Genomic DNA, 15,853 nt, shown 5'->3' on the forward strand with positions numbered 1-15,853 from the left:
CGGCCGGCCGCTCCCCCGTACCGGTGCGCGGGAGCGGTCCAGATCACCCGGCCCGGCATTCACCCAGGCGAGGAGGAACCATGCGGAAGCTGAAGCTGGACGTCGAAGAGCTGAAGGTCGACAGCTTCGAGGTGGCCGAAGACGAGAAGGCGCCGCGCGGGACGGTGCGCGGGCACGCCCAGTACACGGACTACCGGGTGTGCGACACCGCCGTGGACTGCTCGTGGAACAGCTGCCCGTCCAACTGTGTGTCGGCGTGCGCGGTCACGTGCTACGACACGTGCGAGGCCACCTGCGAGATGTCGTGCCACTACGGCAGCTCCTGCGGGCTGTGACGGCGGAGGTCCGGGCGCGAAGCCGCGCCCGGACCCGCCTTCTCCCGTCCCGCCTCAGCGCTTCACCCCGATCACCTCCACCATCGGCGGCGTGGAGAAGAAGGCGCCCGGGTCGCGCTCGCGCTCGGCCCAGCGGGCGTCGAACTCGTCCGCGTCGGCCCGGGTGAGGAAGCCGTTGGAGACGAGCGTGGGGAGGAAGTTGGTGAAGAAGGTGCGCGGCCACTCCCACACTCCCGAGCCCGGCCGCCCGGTGCGCACCAGCGTCTCCACGTGCACCACCCTGAGCCCGGCCTGCTCCATGAGCGCCGGAAGCCGCGCCCCCAGGTGCGGGTCGCCGCCGGAGGCGCGCCACGACGCCATCATGGCCGCGAACACCCGGTCGAACGCGGGGTCCTCGGGCGCCACCAGCACGCCCCCGTACTTCATGTAGTCCTGCACCACGAAGGCGGCGCCGGGCCGGAGCGCGCGCGCCACGCCCCGCACCGCCGCCCCGGGGTCGCGCAGGTAGCAGAGCACCCAGCGCGACCACGCGCCGTCGAAGGAGGCCTCGGGGAGGTCGAGCGCCGTCACGTCGCCCACCTCCGCGGTCACGCCCTGGAGCCCGCGCGCCGCGGCCTGGCGGCGCACGTGGGCCACGAAGCGCTCCGAGAGGTCCACCCCGTGCACCCGCCCCGCCGCGCCCACCAGCCGCGCCAGGTCGAGCGTCGCGTACCCGGGCCCGCACCCCACGTCCAGCAGCGCGTGCCCGGGCCCGAACCCCGCGCGCTCCCATGCCGACGCCGCCTGCGCGCTCCACACCTGGTGCTGGAACCCGAGCCGCTCCAGCTCCCCGTCGTTTACCCCCAGCAGGTACTCCCGCTCTTCGCTCATACGAACACCTTGGGGATCACGCAGAGCAGCAGAGTCAGCAGAAAACAGTGGGGTTCTCTGCTGACTCTGCTGCTCTGCGTGAGACATTTCTGGATTTCACCCCCGAACGGGCCTGGCCGAAGCGGAATGATACGAAACGCCCCGGCCGCCGGAAACTCCGGCGGCTGGGGCGGCGAGGAGGACGCTCCTGGCGAAAGGGAGTAGAAAGGCTCCGTTCAGCTCCCCCGGCGCCGGCCCCCGCGCCCGGGCCGCCCGTCGGCGCCGAAGATCCGCCTCTCGATGAGCGCCTGGGGGCTGAGGTCCCCGTGCCCCTCGCTGCGCAGCTGGCGGATGAAGGCGGGCGTCACCCGGTGAATCCCCATCTGCATCAGGGTGGAGCGGGGGAGGTCGCGGTAGCCCAGCGCGGCCAGCTCCCGCACGTACTCGGGGGTGACGTTGTGGATCTTGAGCTCCACCAGCGCCTCGGGCGTCAAGTCGGTGAAGCCGCCCTCGCGCATGTGGCGGATGTGCGCCGGCGTGATGCCGTGGATGCGCAGCATGACCAGCTGCTGGGGCGTGAGGTCGCGGTAGCCCAGCTCGCGCAGCTCCCGGACCTGCCGGGCGCCGACCCCGTGGATCCCCATCTGGAGGAGCATCCCGCGCGAGAGGTCGCGGTACCCCAGCTCCGCCAGCTCGCGCACGTAGGCCGCGCTGATGCGGTGGATGCGCAGCTCGACGACCCCCGCCGGGGTGTCGGCCCCGGAGATCCCCAGCGAGCGCACCTCGCGCACGTACGCCGGGGTGATGCCGTGGATGGAGAGCTCCACCACCTGCTGCGAGCTTAGCGCACCCAGCAGGGAAGCCAGCTCCCGCACGTTCGCCGAGGACGCCCGGGAGAGGGCCAGGACCATGAGCTCCCGGTCGCCGATGCGCTCGGTGCCGCGCACCCCGAGGGCGGCCAGGGTGCCGCGGAAGGCGCGGTTGGGGCGGAAGCGGAAGAACCCGGTGCCGCGCCCCTCGCGGAAGACGCCCTCCATCTCGAAGGTCCCCGCCTCCCGCTCCAGCCGGAAGGCGACCGGCGCCGGCGCGGCCGACCTGGCCTGGGCGTCGGCGAGCCCGCGCAGCTCCGCGAGCTCCACGGAGTTCCCCCAGTTGGAGGTGCCCCACTGGAAGTTCAGGTGAGGAGCCTCGCCCGCGCGGAGGGTGAGGGTCCAGGTCCCCTGGATGGCCGTGTCCTGCACGGTCTCCGCGGCCGCCGCCGGAGCCGGGGCGCGAACGTCCGGCGAGGGGGCAGCCACGCCGAGGAGGACGGCGAGCGGGGCGAAGGTGTTCAGCAGGCGCATGGTCGCGGACGGGTTGCGGGGTGCCGGGGCTCCGACGCAGTGCTAGATATCTAGCACTATGCTGGATATCTAGCACCTTCCCCTCGGACCGTCAAGGATCGCGTGGAGAGGACGGCTCCCGGCTCCCCGTGACCTCCCTCGCTGAGTTCGTCCCGCTCTCCGCTCGTACGGAAAAACGCCTTCAGGATCACGCAGAGTCAGCAGGATCACGCAGAGTCAGCAGAGTCAGCAGAGTCAGCAGAGTCAGCAGAGTCAGCAGAGTAAGCAGAGAACAGCGGTCAACTCTGCTACCTCTGCCGACTCTGCGTGAGGCTTTGCTGTTTCGGGTTCAGGTGCTAAACGCCGGCCCCTCCTCCGAACGCGTCGGAAGAGGGGCCGGTTTTCATCCCGGAGGAGCGCCGCGCTCAGTCGAACGCGGAGGCCCCGCCGTCGCCGTCGGCGGCCGCGGCGACGCCGCGGATGCCGAGCACCTCCTTGACCTTGGCCTCGATCGCCGCCGCCAGGTCGGGGTTCTCCTGGAGGAACGCCTTCGCGTTCTCGCGCCCCTGCCCCAGCCGCACGTCGCCGTACGAGAACCACGCGCCCGACTTCTGGATCACGTCGTTCTCCACCGCCAGGTCCACGATGATCCCGTAGTGGTCGATCCCGACGTTGAACATGATGTCGAAGTCGGCCTGCTTGAACGGCGGCGCCACCTTGTTCTTGACGATCTTGGCGCGCGTCTTGTTGCCGACCAGCTGCTCCTTGTCCTTGATGCTGCCGATGCGCCGGATGTCGATGCGGAGCGACGCGTAGAACTTGAGCGCGCGCCCGCCGGTGGTCGTCTCCGGGTTGCCGAACATCACGCCGATCTTCTCGCGGATCTGGTTGGTGAAGATCACCGTGGTCTGCGAGCGGTTGATGGCGCCGGTGAGCTTGCGCAGCGCCTGGCTCATCAGCCGCGCCTGCAGCCCCACGTGGCTGTCGCCCATCTCGCCCTCGATCTCGGCGCGCGGCACCAGCGCGGCCACCGAGTCGATCACGATCACGTCCAGCGCGTTGGAGCGCACCAGCACCTCGGCGATCTCCAGCGCCTGCTCGCCCGTGTCGGGCTGCGACACCAGCAGGTTGTCGACGTCCACCCCCAGCTTGCGGGCGTACTCGATGTCGAGCGCGTGCTCGGCGTCGATGAACGCCGCGATCCCCCCCGCCTTCTGCGCGTTGGCGATCACGTGCAGGCAGAGCGTGGTCTTCCCCGACGACTCGGGCCCGTAGACCTCGGTGATCCGCCCGCGCGGGATCCCGCCGATGCCGATGGCCGCGTCCAGGTTGATGGCGCCCGTCGGGATCGCGCTGACCCGGATCATGGGGCCGTTGATCCCCATGCGCATGATCGAGCCCTTCCCGTACTGCTTCTCGATCTGGCCGATGGCCACGTTCAGGGCCTTCTTGCGGTCGTCGCCGACCTCGACCTTGGCAGTCATCATCTTCTTTCGCTGGGGTTGGCTGGTGGGACGAAGTGAGTACACCGGACGCGCGGGGCGGTTCCCGAAGATCACCCGAAAGTTTACATCCCCAAGTCCCGGCGCGCAAGCGTCCTGTGCGCGCGCCCGGAAACTTCTCTAGGGCCGGCCCGCGACCCCGTGGACGACCTCCTCGAGCGCCGCCACGGCGCGGTCGATCCCGGCGTCGTCCACGTCCATGTGGGTGACGGCGCGCAGCCGCCGCGGCCCGAACCGGGTCATGCGGACGCCGCGCTCCTCGAGCCCGCGCAGGAGGGCCTGCGGGTCGGGCCCGTCGCCGTCGAGGTCCAGCATCACGATGTTGCTCTGCGGCTTGGGCGCGGTGATGCCGGGGAGCGCGGCGGCGCGGCGGGCCAGCGCGTCGGCGCGGCGGTGGTCCTCCTCCAGCCGGTCCAGGTTGTGGCGCAGCGCGTAGAGCCCGGCCGCCGCCAGGATGCCGGCCTGCCGCATCCCGCCGCCCAGGCGCCGCCGCACGCGCCAGGCACGCTCCATCAGCTCCGCGCTCCCCGCCAGGATGGAACCCACCGGCGCGCCCAGCCCCTTGGAGAGCGCGACCATCACCGTGTCGGCGAGCGCCGCCCAGCGGGCCATCGGCAGCCCGGTGGCGGCCTGCGCGTTGGGCAGGCGCGCGCCGTCCAGGTGCACCTTCGCGCCGCGCTCGCGCGCGAGCTGGACGAGGGCCTCCATCTGCACCAGCCGCAGCACCCTGCCGCCCGCGGCGTTGTGCGTGTTCTCCAGGCAGAGCACCGCGGTGAGGGGGTGGTACGGCGAGGGCGGGCGGACCGCCTCGGCCACCTCCTCGGTGCGCAGCAGCCCGTCGCGCGACTGCACCGCGCGGAACTGGATGCCGCCCAGCGCCGCGACGGCGCCCTCCTCCCAGTTCAGCATGTGCCCGCCGGCGTCGATCACCGCCTCGGTCCCCGGCTCGGCCAGCACCAGCAGCGCCGCGGTGTTCGCCATGATCCCGCTGGGGAAGAAGAGCGCGCGCTCCTTCCCCAGCAGCTCGGCGGCGTAGCGCTCCAGTTCGGCGACCGTCGGGTCGTCGCCCAGCACCGCGTCGCCCACCTCGGCTTCCGCGATGGCGCGGCGCATCTCGGGCGAGGGCCTGGTGACGGTGTCGGAGCGGAGGTCCACCACGCTCGCGGGCGTGCTCGGCGGCATCATGCTCTTCCGGCGTTCTGACGGGGTCGGGGAAGGCCTCAAGATCCGCCCTCGCGCGCCCGCTGACAAGCCCCCGCGCCCCGAGATCCCGGCCGCCCGCACCGGCCGCCGCGCTACGGCACGGGATTGTGCGCTCTCCTCCGGCGCTTCCGCACCTTCCCGCGGGTGTGCGCACCTTCCACCGCGTCCGGGCACGCCGGCGCCGGCTCCGGGACGGACGCGCCGCTCGCTCCTTCGCCGGTGCGGGAATGCCCTTTCGCAGCGGCGTCGACATCGAACGGAACCGGCATCCCGATGACCTCCCACTCGGGAATGCCCAGCGCGCGAAAGATGTCCCGCACCACGTCGCCGATCTCCATCATGAGAGTCACCTGTCGGTCAGTCGCCGCACCGCGCCACGGGTCAAGCGACTCGTCGCGACCCCGGCGAAGCGCGGCAGTTGTCGGTTAACTTCAGGATTCCGGATTCGAGCAGCCGCCTGGCACCCGACACCAGGGCTTTCCACCACCGTTACCCACCCTACTCACCCCCTCCTGCGAATTCCGAGGATTCCGAGTCTGTTCCGAGGTATTCCGAGGTATTCCGAGGTATTCCGAGGTATTCCGTGGAATTCCGTGGTAGGATTCCACGATGCGCGAGTCCTCCATCACGGCACCCGCCCGTCGACGAGACGCCACCGTGCGCCGCGCGTGGAGCCGGTCTTCTCGACCAGCCTGAGTTGCCGGAGGTGCCGCAGGTTCTCGAGGATGGTGAAGTTCGAGTAGCTGCTGGCAACCTGTTCCTGCAGCCGGACCGACGACGCCGGCCCGCCTTCCGCGAGGGCGGAGAGGAGCGAGCGCTGCAGCTCGGTGAGGTCGTAGGCCACTCGCGTGGGCGGCACGTAGGTGCCGGGGAAGAAGCGGACGACTACCTCGCCGGCGCGCTCCACGAACTCGGGGGCGACCAGCCCCGCGCGCTCCGTCAGCTCCCTGATCTTCCGGATCCCGCGCCCCCACCGCTCGATGAGACCGCGCAGGTAGAGGACGGTGGCCATGGTCGGGTTCCATGGCCGCGAGGTTTGCAGCGTGACCAGGTTTTCGGGAGTGAGGCCGAAGCGGAGCGGACCCGTGCTGGAGATCTCCAGCCGGTCGTCGTAGATGGCGATCCCGACCGAGCCGCCGACGGCGCCGTAGTCCCGGTGGCAGAGGGCGTTCACGACCGCCTCGCGGAGCGCCACGGGCGGGTACAGCGGGTCGTCCACACGCTCGTACAGCTCGGGGACGATGCGGCCCGCCACCGGGAGGTGGTCGCGCAGGAAGAGCTGCGCCCGCTGGAAGAGCTCGAAGACGTTGCCGAGCTCCTGGCGGTTGTCCACGAACTCCGTGGAGTCGCGGCCGCGGAAGCGCGCCAGGCGCAGCTGGCACTGCGTGTAGACCGGGAGCAGCCGCTCGCGCCGGCCGAAGAGCACGACGGCCGCGTTCAGGGGCCGCCCGCCGCCGTCGAGCAGGCCGAAGCCCAGCAGCAGGTCCTCGGCCCGGCGCGTCCCGGTCTCGGGGATGCGGCCGGTGCGGATCGCCTCCTCGGCCGTGCGCACGATCTCGGCGTGGTCCAGGTCCGCGACGCCCAGGCCGGCGGCGGGCTGGATCTCCCACCGGTGCAGCGGCTGCATCCGCTCGACCACCAGCCGCTCATACTCCGCGGGCGACATCACCGACGTGGTGGGCCCCAGGCGCACGTAGGGGCGGCCGTCGTACGAGTACGGGCCGCCGCCCCTGGGCACGCGCACCAGGATCACCGCCCGGCCGTCGCCGAGCTCGATGGTCTCCGGCGCGAGGAAGGCGTGCGGCTCGATGCGGCGCAGCTCGCGCACGACGCCTTCCAGCGTGTCAGTGGTGACCTGCTGGCCGATGACGGCGCCGTCGTCGGCGACGCCGAAGAGGACGAAGCCGCCGGAGGCGTTCAGCATCCCGCAGACGGTCTTCGCCGCGTCGGTGCGCTGCCCCGTGGATTTCTTGAACTCGACCTGGTCGCACTCGCCGCGGGCGACGATCTGCCGCAGCTCTTCGAGAAGGGTGGAAATGGGCCGGGCTCCGGTGGGAATAGGGACGGGGTGGATGGGCTGGGACTCTCAAATGAGTCCATAAGTGTACACTTTACAGCATGACGAGGCACAAAGCAAGCTTTTCGTGATCCGGACGTGTGAGCAGCCCCAGCGCTGGACCGTAACTTATTGTACGACATGACGAAAACAGCACCACCCCTGTGGGCGGCGCTGTTTACGTCCGCATCCGTGTCTGTCCAGAGTTCAGCAGTCGCCCTCGTCGGCTCCGGCGTGGACGGCGATCACGTCGACGAGCCACGCGCGCCGCCCCGGCAAGGTGTCGCGGCTCACGCGGCAGCGTGCCCGGCCGGGGGACAACGTCGGAGAATAATGTTTCGTTGACTTCAGGCCGGCGGCGAACCTACTCTGCAACCCACAGCGATGCCAGAATTGATCGATTTTCGTCGAATCTCCCGTCCCGTGGCGGGACTTCCCTCATGAGGCTTTCCTTCCGCTACCCGCACCGTTGCCGCGGGCCGCCGCGCAGCCCGGCCGCGGACAATGCACCTCGTCCAATTCATTGAACGGAGGAATCACCATGTCCGAGTACGACATCAAGGCGATGCCGGCGTCCGAGAACTGCCGGCGCATCAACTTCGAGAAAGCCGAGGTCGTTCCGGGGATCATTCCGCACACCTGGTTCCTCGTGGTTTCCGGGACGAAGCCCTGCATCAACATGGAAGTCTCGCTCCAGCCACTCGTCTACATCCGCTGCCCGGAGTACTGGGGGATCGAGGTCGTCGGCTGCCTTCCCGGCGGGATCTGTCTCACCGCGACCGGCCCGTACAGCGTGGCGCTGCAGCTGAACGGGACGATCGGCTGCAAGGGGATCGAGGTGCTCGGGGCGAGGCATTCGGAGCCGATCGAGGTGCCGGACGGGTGCGACTGCAACGGGAGCACGACCTCCTGACCCGACTGCGCCGGCCGCGGAGATCCGCGGCCGGTGTCGTATCGTGCCTGGAAGTCCCGACCTTTCGCGCCGCCCTCAGTAGTCGCCCTCGTCGGCCTCGGCGTCGACGCCCAGGGAGGTGAGCATGTCGGCCAGGTCGTAGACGGCGTCGAAGTCGTCGACGAAGACGGAGACGGGCCTGCCGGCGACCACGTCGTCGGCGACGCGGCGGGCGTCGACCATCCCCACGCCGGTGTAGCGCTGGATGATGCCGGCCAGGTGGTCGCGGCTGACGCGGGAGCGGGTGCCCCGGAGGTGGAGCTGCGGCATCAGCCTCCGAGGCGGCGGAAGGCTTCGGCCAGGTCGAGCCGCCCCTCGTAGAGCGCCTTGCCGACGACGGCGCCGGCGATCCCGCGCCCCTCGCGGTGCGCGCGCGCGGCCGCCGCGACGTCTTCCACGCCGCGCACGCCGCCGGAGACGATCACCTCCGCGCCCGACTCGCGGGCCAGCTCGGCGGAGAGCTCCAGGTTGGGTCCCATCAGCATCCCGTCGCGCTCGATGTCGGTGTGGATGAGGGTGCCGACGCCCAGGCCCACGAGCGTCTTCGCCAGGTGGAACAGGTCGGCGCCGCTCTCCTCGGTCCACCCGCGCGCGGCCGGGCGCCGCCCCCGCGCGTCGAGGCCGACGGCGATGCGGCCCGCTCCCCAGCGGCGGACGGCGGCTTCGACCAGGCCGGGGTCCTCGATGGCCGCGGTGCCGACCACCGCGCGGGCGGCGCCGGCCTCCAGCACCTCCGCCAGGTCGTCCTCCGTCCTGAGCCCCCCGCCCGTCTGCACCCGGAGCGGGGTCGCGGCGACGATCTCCCGGATCAGCGCGCGGTTCGATCCCGTGCCGAAGGCGGCGTCCAGGTCGACCACGTGCACCCACTCCGCGCCCGCTGCCGCGAAGCCGCGCGCGACGGCGGCGGGGTCGCCGCCGTAGACGGTCTCGCGGCTCGCCTCGCCCTTCTCCAGCCGCACGCAGCGCCCGCCGCGCAGGTCGATGGCGGGGTAGAGCGTGAACGCCACCTTCAGTCGTTCTCGGGCGCGGCGCCGCGGGCGGCCAGCATGGGGCCGGCGGCGCGGTCCATGGCGGCGATGCGGGCCTCCACCAGCGCGCGGAAGCGGCCGCGGGCGCCGGAGGGAACGGGCTCGCTGACCAGGTGCTTGACCGAGGCGGGGTTCACCGGGCGGCCGGCCATGTGGAACTCGTAGTGGAGGTGCGGGCCCGTGGAGAGCCCGGTGGAGCCCACGTAGCCGATCACCTGCCCCGCGACGACGCGCGCGCCGGGGCGGATCCCCCTGGCGAAGCCGCGCAGGTGGGCGTAGCGGCTGGCGTAGCCGCCGCGGTGCCCGAGCTCCACCACGTTGCCGTAGCCGCCGCCCCAGCTCGCCTTGCGCACCACCGCGTCGCCCACGGCGCGCACGGGGGTGCCCGGCGCGGCGGCGTAGTCGATGCCGTGGTGGGCGCGCATGCGGCGCAGGATCGGGTGGAAGCGCCCGGTGGTGAAGACGGAGGAGATGCGGCGGAACTCCAGCGGCGCGCGCAGGAAGGCGCGCTTGAGCGACTCGCCGCCCGGGCCGAAGTACTCCTGGCCGTCGCCCGTGTCGAAGAGGTACGCCTCGTGGCGCCGCCCGCCCACGTCGAACTGCGCCGCCAGGATGCGGCTGGAGCGGGCGGTGCCGTCGGGGCGCACCATGCGCTCGGTGAGGATGCGGTAGCCGTCGCCGGGCTTCAGGTCGCGCGAGAAGTCGATCTTGTAGGCGAAGATGCGGTCGGCCAGCAGGTCCACCACCCGCTCGCGCTCGGCGCGGGGGACGTCGCCCTTGCCGTCGAGCACCGCCTGGTAGAGCGAGCGCTCCACGGTCCCCGCCAGCACGGCGGTGTCGGCGTGGACCTCCACCTCTTCGACCGCGGACTTCAGCTTGCCCGTGCGGCCGTCGACGCGCAGCGTGCGGTCGGCGTCGAGCCGCATGGTCATCCGCCTGAGTCCCCCGGTGCGGGTGGAGGTGCGCCACTCCACCGCCATCCCCGGGCGCAGGGTGCGCGGGTCGTGCGCGCCGGTGAGGCTGGCCAGCAGCGCCTGCGCCTGCTCGCCGTCCAGCCGCATGCGCTCCAGCAGCTCGGAGACCGTCTCCCCCTTGCGCAGCTCCGCGCGGTGCACCTCCTCGACGGGGGCGGCGTGCGCGGCCGGCAGCAGCGGCGGCGGGGCGGGCGGCGGCTCGTCGTTCTTCTGCCGGTGGAGGACGAACTGCGAGCCCAGCGCCAGGCCGAACACGCCCAGCACCCCGAGCGAAAGCATGCGGTAGGGATTCGCCATCTGGACAGCTCTCCTTCTGCGATTTCAGCCACACGGCCGCCGCGCCGGACTCGGGCGCGACGGAGCACCACGGTTTCCGGCCAGGCCGGGGCGCCCGGCCGGATTCCTCCCCCCGGACCGCAGGAGAGCGCTGGATTGTCAGGGATTCGGCGCGATGGACGACGATCGCGCCGGGACGGTCACACCAGTGTTCTCACACGGAGTCAACGGAGTTAACGGAGAGTTTTCTCTGTTGACTCCGTTGACTCCGTGTGAGACTCAATCGGTTTGGCCGGGTCGCAGAACGATCTTCTGCACACTCTTCATCCGGACCGATAGAGTCGCGGAACGGACGGTCGAAAACGGCGAGCGCGACGGGGCGGTCCCGGCCGGCCGGGCGGGACCCCGCTGCGCTCGCGCGTGAAGGTAGCAGCCGGACGTCCACTAGTCCATCTGCCTCCGGATGAAGGTCGGGATCTCCAGGTCGCTCGGCTGCGAGCGCGGCTCCACCGGGCGCGGCGGCACCGGGAACTTGTGCACCGGCGTGCCCTGCTGCGGCGCCGCCGGCTCGGCCCGGGGCTCGGCGCGCCCCCAGGCCGCCGGACGCTCGGCCGCGGGGCCTTCGCCCGCCGAGGGCATCACCGTGCGATGGCCGTGCAGCGGGCGCACGTCGGCGCGCGGGGCGCGGAAGTCGGGGCGGATGACGCCGTCCTGGCGCCCGGCCAGGTGCGGCTCGGCCTTCTCGAAGCCGCAGGCGATCACCGTCACCCGCACCTCCTCGCGCATCCCGCTGTCGTGCACGGCACCGAAGATGATCTCGGCCTCGTCGCCCGCGGCCTCCTGGATGATCGAGGAGATGGTGGTGACCTCGTCGATGGCCAGGTCCATCCCGCCGGTGATGTTGATGAGCACCCCGGCCGCGCCCGAGATGGAGATGTTGTCCAGGAGCGGCGAGCTGATCGCCTCCTGGGCCGCCTCCACCGCGCGGTTGTCGCCGCGGCCGAAGCCGGTGCCCATCAGCGCCGCGCCGCGGTTGGACATGATGGTGCGCACGTCGGCGAAGTCCACGTTCACCTCGCCGGTCACGCGGATCAGGTCGCTGATCCCCTGCGTGGCGTGCAGGAGCACCTCGTCGGCCTTCTTGAGCGCGTCCTTGAAGCTGGTCCCCTTCCCCACCACCGAGAGGAGCCGCTCGTTGGGGACGACGATCATGGTGTCGGCGGCGCGGCGCAGCTCGGCCAGGCCCTCCTCGGCCTGCCGCATCCGCTTCTTCCCCTCGAAGAGGAACGGCTTGGTGACGATGGCCACGGTGAGCGCGCCCATCTCGCGCGCCATCTCGGCGATGAGCGGGGCGGCGCCGGTGCCGGTGCCGCCGCCCATCCCGGCGGTGACGAACACCAGGTCGGCGCCCTCCAGCGCCTTGCGCACCTCCTCGCGGTTCTCCTCCAGCGCCTGCCGGCCGATCTCGGGGCGCGCCCCGGCGCCGAGGCCGCGGGTGAGCTTCTGGCCGATCTGGATCTTGACCGTGGAGCGGGACATCTTGAGGACCTGCGCGTCGGTGTTCACCGTGATGAACTCGACGCCCTCCAGCTCCTCGGCGATCATCCGGTTGACGGCGTTGCCGCCGCCGCCGCCCACGCCCACCACCTTCATGCGGGCGTTCTGCGGCATGGGGTCTTCGTACTCGAAGATCATCGTACTCACGCTCCTCCGGTCACGTGGGAGGTGTCCGCCGGGGTTGGATTCGGGTGCAGGTTCGGATACAGGGGTGCCATGCGGGCTTCGCTCGACATTCTCTCGGGAAGTCGATCAGAAGAAGTCCGTGAGCCAGTCGCGCACGCGCCGGATTGCGCCGGAAACGGCGGCGCCGCCGGGCGCGCCTTCGGGGGTTTCGTCGATGAGTCGGCGGGATCCGTAGATGACCAGTCCTGCGGCCGTAGCAAACTTGGGCCGCCGCACCGAATCCGCAAGCCCGCCCAGCCCGTCGCCGGGCACGCCCACGCGCACCGGGGCGGCGAAGCTGCGCTCGGCCAGCTCCACGATCCCCGTGAGCGACGCCCCGCCCCCGGTCAGCACGATCCCGCCGCCCAGCTGGTTGGCGAGGCCGCTGCGGTCCAGCTCCGCCGCCACCAGCCCGAAGATCTCGTCCAGGCGCTGCTCGACGATGTGCGCCAGGAGCTCGCGCGCGACGTGGCGCGTCTGCCCCTGCGCGGGGCCGGGGAGCTCGAAGGTCTCCGTGGGGCTTACCAGGTCGGCCCGGGCCGAGCCCCAGCGCTCCTTGGCGCGCCCCGCCTCGGCGTACGGGAGCGAGAGCCCCTTGGCGATGTCGTTGGTCACCGTGGAGCCGCCCCAGGGGAGCGAGGCCAGGTGCCGCACCTTGCGCTCGTGGAAGACGGCGATGTCCGTCGTCCCGCCCCCGAGCTCCACCAGCGCGGTGCCGATCTCCTTCTCGTCTTCGGACATCACGGCGAGCGAGGAGGCCAGCGGCTCCAGCACCAGCTCGGCCACCTGGTAGCCCGCGCGGGTGACCGACTTGCGGATGTTCTGCGCGGCGCTGGCGCTGCCGGTGACGATGAAGACCTCGGCCTCCAGCCGCATCCCGGCCATGCCCACGGGGTCGCGGATGCCGTCCTGCGCGTCGACGATGTACTCCTGCGGGATGGCGTGGATCATCTCGCGGTCGGCGGGGATCGGCACGGCGCGGGCGACCTCGTTCACGCGCTCGACGTCGGCGGGCGAGACCTCCTGGTCGCGGCTCTGCGTGCGGCCGACGGCCACCACCCCGTTCGAGGGCCAGGCGTGGATGTGCTCGCCCGCGATGCCGGTGTAGAGCCGCTCCACCTTCACCCCCGCCATCAGCTCGGCCTCCTTGACGGCCTTGCGGACGGCCTCGGTGGTGGCCTCGATGTCGGTGACGATCTCGCGGCGGATCCCGGTGGTGCGCGCCTGCCCGACGCCCAGGACCTTGACCTGCGCGCGCTGCGGCGCCTCGCCGTCGATCTCGGCGATCACCACGGCGGTCTTGCTCGATCCGATGTCCAGGCCGGCGACGACGGTTGGGCGCATTCGATAGTGCTAAGTGCGAAGTGCTGAGTGCGAAGTGCGAGTGCGTGAGTGCGTCAGTGCGTGAGTGCGTGGCTTCATCGCTTCCTCAGCTCTCGTGGCGGACGACGACCTGGTCTTCGAAGCGGGCGTCGATCACGGTCCTGCCCACTTGCAGCGTGTCGGACCGCGCACGGCGCTCGACGTCGTCCAGGGCGGCGCGCAGGCGCACCAGGCCGGGCTCGCCGATGCCGGGGCGCAGCAGCACGTCCGCCTTCCCCAGCGTGAAGCGCAGGTCGCCGCGGGGGAGCGGGCGAAGCTCGGAGACGCGGGCCATGAGCGCCGGGTCCAGCGCCGCCAGCCGCGCCGCTTCCGCCAGGGCCGCGCGCGCGCCCTCGTCCGCGATCCTGCGCCGCCCGTCCGCCTTCACCCGCGCCGCCAGCAGCGGGAGGTCGACGGCGGAGCGCGCGGGGTCCACCGGGAGCACCTCGCCGTCGGCGGTGGCGGGGCGCAGCGTGCCGGCCTGCACGAAGGCGGCGGGCGTCTTCTCCACCACGCGGATGCGCAGCGTGTGCGGGAGCCTCCGCGTCACCTTCGCCCCGGCGATCACCGGGTGGCGCCGGAGCGCCGCCTCCCACGCGGCCGGGTCGGTCCACACGTTGGCGCCCACCTGCACGCCCGACGCGGCGAGGACCTCGTGCGGCGCCAGGAGCCGCGTCCCCGAGACCTCCACGCGCCGCGCCGCGAACCAGCCGACCTTCCGCAGCAGCGGCGGCGCCCAGAAGGGCGACGAGGCCGCGGCCAGGGCCAGGGCGGCGAGGGCGAGGCGGCGGGGGCGCATCCGCATCACACCACCGAGGGCGAGCGGGAGAACAGCTCCATCAGCTCGCGCGCGGCCTCGTCCAGGTTGCCGGCGCCCATGGTGACGCACAGGTCCCCCGGGCGCAGCTCGGCGGCCACGGCCTCCACCACGTCGGCGCGGTCGGGAACGTAGCGCACGTCGGCGCCGGCCGCGCGCGCCGGGCCGGCGATCAGCTCGCCGGTGACGCCGGGGATCGGCTGCTCGCGCGCCGCGTAGACGCCGGTGAGGAAGAGCACGTCGGCCCACGCCAGCGCCCGCGCGAACTCGGGCGCGAAGTCGCGCGTCCGCGAGTACAGGTGCGGCTGGAAGACGAGCACCAGCCGCCGGTCGGGGTGCGCGGCGCGCGCGGCGCCGAGCGTCGCCTCGACCTCGGTCGGGTGGTGCGCGTAGTCGTCCACGAAGAGCACGCCGCCCGCCTCGCCCAGCCGCTCGAAGCGCCGGTCCACCCCGCCGAACTCGGCCAGCCCGCGCTCGATCTCGCCCCACTCCGCGCCGAGGCGGCGGGCCACGGCGACGGCCGCCAGCGCGTTGCGGACGTTGTGCAGGCCGGGGGCGCCCAGCCGCGCCCGGCCGAGCGCCTTCCCCCGCTCGCGCACGGTGAAGCGCGAGCCGCCGCCCGCCAGGTCCACGTCCTCGGCGCGCAGCATCGACCCGGCGGCGAGGCCGTAGGTCAGCACGCGCTCGGGGCCGCCGCGCAGGCGGTTGGCGAGCCGGGCGGCGCCGTGGTCGTCGGCGCAGCAGGCCACCATCCCCTCGTCGGGGGTGGACTCGGCGTAGACGAGGAACGCCTCCTCGACGGCTTCCAGCGACCCGTACACGTCCAGGTGGTCGGCCTCCAGGGTGGTCACGACGGCGATGGTGGGGCGCAGCTGGTGGAACGAGCGGTCGTACTCGTCGGCCTCGACCACGTAGAGCCGGTCGCCGCCGCGGTGGAGGTTGCCCCCCCAGGCGGGGACGCGGGCGCCCACGAAGCCGGTGGGGTCCATCCCGGCGGCGGCCAGCACGGTGGTGGCGAGCGTCGTGGTCGTGGTCTTCCCGTGGGTTCCCGCGATGCCGACCACCGTCCCGTGGTCGACGATGGCGCCCAGCGCCTTCGCCCGCTTGAGCACCGGGATGCCGCGCGCGCGCGCCGCCGCGATCTCGGGGTGGTAGTCGGGCACCGCCGCCGTCATCACCACCGCCACGCACCCGGCCACGTGCGCCGGGTCGTGCCCCTGCGCCACTTCGGCGCCCCGCTCGGCCAGCAGTTGCGAAGCGTGGTTCGGGTGCGCGTCGCACCCCGTCACCCGCCCGCCGGCCAGCAGGAGCATCTCGGCCAGCGGGGCCATCCCCGCCCCGCCGATGCCCACGAAGTGCACCGGGCCCTGCCGGGCCAGCTCCACCAGGTCGAATTCGCTCACGAATGTATCGTCTCGCCGTCTCGAAATCCACCTTCTCGTTTTTCGGCAGACC

15 protein-coding genes are annotated in these 15,853 nt (G+C 72.2%); 2 read left to right on the top strand and 13 right to left on the bottom strand.

Going from position 1 to position 15,853, the window contains the following annotated elements; translation table 11 throughout:
* The first annotated feature begins 80 nt into the window (after positions 1-80).
* The gene (locus VF746_08620) at positions 81-335 is read left to right on the top strand and encodes a hypothetical protein (protein HEX8692467.1); all 255 of its coding nucleotides are present in this window, start codon (positions 81-83) and stop codon (positions 333-335) included.
* Positions 336-389: 54 nt separating this feature from the next.
* Here the strand turns inward: VF746_08620 and VF746_08625 are convergent, their stop codons facing one another.
* The 6 genes from VF746_08625 to VF746_08650 all read right to left on the bottom strand — a co-directional run bounded on the left by VF746_08625 (position 390) and on the right by VF746_08650 (position 7,285).
* Entirely contained in the window at positions 390-1,205 is an 816-nt protein-coding gene (locus VF746_08625) for a methyltransferase domain-containing protein (protein HEX8692468.1), read from the bottom strand.
* Positions 1,206-1,420: 215 nt separating this feature from the next.
* On the bottom strand, positions 1,421-2,527 hold the full coding sequence (locus VF746_08630; GenBank protein ID HEX8692469.1) for a hypothetical protein: 1,107 nt from the start codon (positions 2,525-2,527) through the stop codon (positions 1,421-1,423).
* Between the two features lie 404 nt (positions 2,528-2,931).
* Entirely contained in the window at positions 2,932-3,993 is a 1,062-nt protein-coding gene (recA, locus tag VF746_08635) for a recombinase RecA (GenBank protein HEX8692470.1), read from the bottom strand.
* Positions 3,994-4,128: 135 nt separating this feature from the next.
* Positions 4,129-5,193: a GntG family PLP-dependent aldolase gene (locus VF746_08640; protein ID HEX8692471.1), complete on the bottom strand. Its 1,065-nt coding sequence runs from the start codon at positions 5,191-5,193 to the stop codon at positions 4,129-4,131.
* Between the two features lie 110 nt (positions 5,194-5,303).
* On the bottom strand, positions 5,304-5,552 hold the full coding sequence (locus tag VF746_08645; GenBank protein ID HEX8692472.1) for a hypothetical protein: 249 nt from the start codon (positions 5,550-5,552) through the stop codon (positions 5,304-5,306).
* Between the two features lie 284 nt (positions 5,553-5,836).
* On the bottom strand, positions 5,837-7,285 hold the full coding sequence (locus tag VF746_08650; protein HEX8692473.1) for an ATP-binding protein: 1,449 nt from the start codon (positions 7,283-7,285) through the stop codon (positions 5,837-5,839).
* Positions 7,286-7,808: 523 nt separating this feature from the next.
* On the opposite strand from VF746_08650, the gene VF746_08655 reads away from it, so the two are divergent.
* Complete coding sequence (locus tag VF746_08655; protein ID HEX8692474.1) at positions 7,809-8,180, top strand: hypothetical protein; 372 nt, start codon at positions 7,809-7,811, stop codon at positions 8,178-8,180.
* Positions 8,181-8,255: 75 nt separating this feature from the next.
* Here the strand turns inward: VF746_08655 and VF746_08660 are convergent, their stop codons facing one another.
* From VF746_08660 to murC, 7 genes are all read right to left on the bottom strand, one after another.
* On the bottom strand, positions 8,256-8,489 hold the full coding sequence (locus VF746_08660; protein ID HEX8692475.1) for a hypothetical protein: 234 nt from the start codon (positions 8,487-8,489) through the stop codon (positions 8,256-8,258).
* Positions 8,489-9,226: a 1-(5-phosphoribosyl)-5-[(5-phosphoribosylamino)methylideneamino]imidazole-4-carboxamide isomerase gene (gene hisA, locus VF746_08665; protein ID HEX8692476.1), complete on the bottom strand. Its 738-nt coding sequence runs from the start codon at positions 9,224-9,226 to the stop codon at positions 8,489-8,491. Before hisA ends, VF746_08660 begins: the two co-directional genes overlap by 1 nt.
* 2 nt (positions 9,227-9,228) lie before the next feature.
* Positions 9,229-10,518: a M23 family metallopeptidase gene (locus VF746_08670; protein ID HEX8692477.1), complete on the bottom strand. Its 1,290-nt coding sequence runs from the start codon at positions 10,516-10,518 to the stop codon at positions 9,229-9,231.
* A 423-nt stretch (positions 10,519-10,941) separates the two neighbouring features.
* Entirely contained in the window at positions 10,942-12,192 is a 1,251-nt protein-coding gene (gene ftsZ / locus VF746_08675) for a cell division protein FtsZ (protein HEX8692478.1), read from the bottom strand.
* 114 nt (positions 12,193-12,306) lie between these two features.
* Positions 12,307-13,563 (bottom strand): cell division protein FtsA, encoded by a 1,257-nt coding sequence (gene ftsA / locus VF746_08680; GenBank protein ID HEX8692479.1) that lies wholly within the window; start codon positions 13,561-13,563, stop codon positions 12,307-12,309.
* Positions 13,564-13,648: 85 nt separating this feature from the next.
* Positions 13,649-14,386 carry an FtsQ-type POTRA domain-containing protein gene (locus tag VF746_08685; protein HEX8692480.1) on the bottom strand — a complete coding sequence of 246 codons (738 nt, stop codon included), beginning with the start codon at positions 14,384-14,386 and terminating at the stop codon, positions 13,649-13,651.
* The gene (murC, locus tag VF746_08690; GenBank protein ID HEX8692481.1) at positions 14,386-15,801 is read right to left on the bottom strand and encodes a UDP-N-acetylmuramate--L-alanine ligase; all 1,416 of its coding nucleotides are present in this window, start codon (positions 15,799-15,801) and stop codon (positions 14,386-14,388) included. The genes VF746_08685 and murC overlap by 1 nt, the downstream gene beginning before the upstream one ends.
* Positions 15,802-15,853 lie beyond the last annotated feature (52 nt).

It is taken from the genome of Longimicrobium sp. (assembly GCA_036389795.1).
Lineage (GTDB): Bacteria > Gemmatimonadota > Gemmatimonadetes > Longimicrobiales > Longimicrobiaceae > Longimicrobium.

Excerpts from the sequence above, each read along its gene's own strand:
- VF746_08620 (HEX8692467.1), top strand. The coding sequence starts at position 81 with ATGCGGAAGCTGAAGCTGGACGTCGAAGAGCTGAAGGTCGACAGCTTC.
- VF746_08625 (HEX8692468.1), bottom strand. The coding sequence starts at position 1,205 with ATGAGCGAAGAGCGGGAGTACCTGCTGGGGGTAAACGACGGGGAGCTG.
- VF746_08630 (HEX8692469.1), bottom strand. The coding sequence starts at position 2,527 with ATGCGCCTGCTGAACACCTTCGCCCCGCTCGCCGTCCTCCTCGGCGTG.
- recA (HEX8692470.1), bottom strand. The coding sequence starts at position 3,993 with ATGATGACTGCCAAGGTCGAGGTCGGCGACGACCGCAAGAAGGCCCTG.
- VF746_08640 (HEX8692471.1), bottom strand. The coding sequence starts at position 5,193 with ATGATGCCGCCGAGCACGCCCGCGAGCGTGGTGGACCTCCGCTCCGAC.
- VF746_08645 (HEX8692472.1), bottom strand. The coding sequence starts at position 5,552 with ATGATGGAGATCGGCGACGTGGTGCGGGACATCTTTCGCGCGCTGGGC.
- VF746_08655 (HEX8692474.1), top strand. The coding sequence starts at position 7,809 with ATGTCCGAGTACGACATCAAGGCGATGCCGGCGTCCGAGAACTGCCGG.
- VF746_08660 (HEX8692475.1), bottom strand. The coding sequence starts at position 8,489 with ATGCCGCAGCTCCACCTCCGGGGCACCCGCTCCCGCGTCAGCCGCGAC.
- VF746_08670 (HEX8692477.1), bottom strand. The coding sequence starts at position 10,518 with ATGGCGAATCCCTACCGCATGCTTTCGCTCGGGGTGCTGGGCGTGTTC.
- ftsZ (HEX8692478.1), bottom strand. The coding sequence starts at position 12,192 with ATGATCTTCGAGTACGAAGACCCCATGCCGCAGAACGCCCGCATGAAG.
- ftsA (HEX8692479.1), bottom strand. The coding sequence starts at position 13,563 with ATGCGCCCAACCGTCGTCGCCGGCCTGGACATCGGATCGAGCAAGACC.
- VF746_08685 (HEX8692480.1), bottom strand. The coding sequence starts at position 14,386 with ATGCGGATGCGCCCCCGCCGCCTCGCCCTCGCCGCCCTGGCCCTGGCC.